Genomic DNA, 2,476 nt, shown 5'->3' on the forward strand with positions numbered 1-2,476 from the left:
GGTGTGCATGGCGGTGACAAAACCAGCCAGTGGAGCGCCGGCATTGTGCTGAGCGCGGCGGAGTAAAATCCGGCCATTGGTTAGGCTGAACCTTTTTGAGGTCGGCCAAGGATGTTTGCCGTGGAGAGCTACGCCGCTGTTCGGCGCTTTGTGTTTATCGAGGGTCACAGCCAGCGCGAGGCGGCGCGGGTCTTCGGGCTGAGCCGGGAGACGGTGGGGAAGATGTGCCGGTTCTCGCTACCGCCGGGCTACACGCGGACCAAGCCCGTGGAGAAGCCGAAGCTGGGTCCTCTGCTACCGGTGATCGACGCGATCCTGGCGGCGGATGGGACCGCGCCGGTGAAGCAGCGGCATACCGCCAAGCGGATCTTCGAGCGGCTCCGCGACGAGCATGGCTTTGCAGGCGGCTACACGGTGGTGAAGGATTATGTCCGGATCAGCCGAGCCCGCGGGCGCGAGACGTTCGTGCCACTGGCCCACCCACCGGGCCATGCGCAGGTCGATTTTGACGAAGCGGTCGGGGTGATCGGCGGGGTGCGGCAGAAGATCCACTTCTTCTGTATCGACCTGCCGCAGTCGGACGCCTGCTTCGTGAAGGCGTTCCCGCGCGAGACCACCGAGGCATTCCTCGACGGGCACGTGTCGGCGTTCGCCTTCTTCGGCGGAGTGCCGCTATCGATCCTGTACGACAACACCAAGATCGCGGTGGCGAAGATCTGCGGCGACGGGAAGCGCGAGCGGACGCGGGCCTTCACCGAACTGGTCAGCCATTACCTGTTCCGAGACCGCTTCGGCCGTCCGGGCAAGGGCAACGACAAAGGCAAGGTCGAGGGACTGGTGAAGTTTGCCCGGCGCTGCTTCATGACGCCGGTCCCTGACGCGGCGAGCTTCGATGCCTTCAACGCCGAACTGGAGCATCGCTGCCGCGCGCGCCAGGCCGAGCGTGCCGGCCGGCACACCGCGACCATCGGTGAGCGCCTGGTGGCCGATCTGGCAGCGCTGCGCCCATTGCCGGCGGTGCCGCTGGAACCGTGCGAGAAGCGGGCAGCGCGTGTCTCCTCGACGGCGCTGGTGCGCTACCGGACCAACGACTACTCGGTGCCGACGGCCTATGGGTTCCAGGACGTCGTGGTGAAGGGCTTCGTCGATGAGGTCGTGATCCTGTGCGGTGGGCAGGAGATCGCCCGGCATCCCCGCTGCTACGCCGAAGGTGCGTTCATCGCCGAGCCGCTCCACTATCTCGCCCTCATCGAGACCAAGCCGGGGGCGCTCGACCAGGCGGCTGCGTTGCAGGGCTGGCGCCTGCCTGAGGTGTTCCAGCATCTGCGGCATCTGTTGGAGGCCAGGATGGGCAATCGCGGCAAGCGCGAGTTCATCCAGGTCCTGCGGCTGCTGGAGGCCTTGCCGCTCGATATCGTCACCGCTGCGGTGACCCAGGCGATCCAGATCGGCGCGCCCGGCTTCGACGCAGTCAAGCTGATCGCGCTGGCGCGCATCGAGCGGCGGCCCGCCCGGCTCGATCTGGCGGCCTATCCGCATCTGCCCAGAACCGCGGTGAAGACGACGTCGGCGGCCGACTATGCGGTGCTGGCGGCATGACCCGGGCTGATGACCCGATGCCCACGGGCACGATGAGCACGGCGCCGCAGGTGCTGCTCGCCCATCACCTCAAGCAGCTGAAGCTGCCGACGGTGCTGCGCGAGTATGACAAGGTCGCCCGCGAGTGCGCCCGCGATGGTGTCGATCACCCGCGCTACCTGCTCCGGCTGATCGAACTGGAGCTGATCGACCGCGAACGGCGCACGGTCGAGCGACGCATCCGGGCCGCCCGGTTCCCGGCGGTGAAGAGCTTCGACACGTTCGACTTCGCCGCCATCCCCAGCCTCAACAAGCCGCTGGTGCTCGAGCTGGCCCGCTGCGAGTACATCCTGCGCCGCGAGAACGTCATCGCACTTGGCAACAGCGGCACCGGCAAGACCCATGCCGCGCTCGCGCTGGGCCTGGCGGCCTGCCAGAAGGGGTTCACGGTCGCGTTCACCACCGCCGCCGCACTGGTCAACCAACTCATGGAGGCGCGCGACGAGCGCCGGCTGCTCAAGCTCCAGCGCGAGCTTGCCGCGGTCAAGCTGCTGATCGTCGATGAGCTGGGCTATGTGCCGCTGACGGCGACCGGCGCCGAACTGCTGTTCGAGGTCTTCTCGCAGCGCTACGAGCGCGGCTCGACCATCGTCACGTCCAACCTGCCCTTCGAGGACTGGACACAGGTCCTGGGCTCCGAACGGCTCACCGGCGCGCTGCTCGACCGGCTGACCCACCACGTCAGTATTCTGACCATGAACGGCGACAGCTACCGGCTGAAGCAGTCCGCCGGCCGCCGCCGATCCGCCGCCAGGGCGGAGCAATACCCGGCCAGCGACACCATCGACCCGGACACCGGCCAGATCACCACCACCTGATCGGCAAAGACAACAATGAT

2 protein-coding genes are annotated in these 2,476 nt (G+C 67.2%); both read left to right on the forward strand.

What is annotated here, in order from left to right; all coding sequences use genetic code 11:
• Positions 1–111: 111 nt before the first annotated feature.
• On the forward strand, positions 112–1,599 hold the full coding sequence (gene istA / locus NN5_RS24470) for an IS21 family transposase (RefSeq protein ID WP_067739269.1): 1,488 nt from the start codon (positions 112–114) through the stop codon (positions 1,597–1,599).
• Between the two features lie 17 nt (positions 1,600–1,616).
• On the forward strand, positions 1,617–2,456 hold the full coding sequence (gene istB / locus NN5_RS24475; RefSeq protein WP_037487499.1) for an IS21-like element helper ATPase IstB: 840 nt from the start codon (positions 1,617–1,619) through the stop codon (positions 2,454–2,456).
• Positions 2,457–2,476 lie beyond the last annotated feature (20 nt).

The sequence above is a fragment of the Novosphingobium naphthalenivorans NBRC 102051 genome, assembly GCF_001590985.1.
In the GTDB taxonomy this organism is placed as follows: domain Bacteria; phylum Pseudomonadota; class Alphaproteobacteria; order Sphingomonadales; family Sphingomonadaceae; genus Novosphingobium; species Novosphingobium naphthalenivorans.

Coding starts and splice junctions, on each gene's coding strand:
- istA (WP_067739269.1), top strand. CDS start 112: ATGTTTGCCGTGGAGAGCTACGCCGCTGTTCGGCGCTTTGTGTTTATC.
- istB (WP_037487499.1), top strand. CDS start 1,617: ATGCCCACGGGCACGATGAGCACGGCGCCGCAGGTGCTGCTCGCCCAT.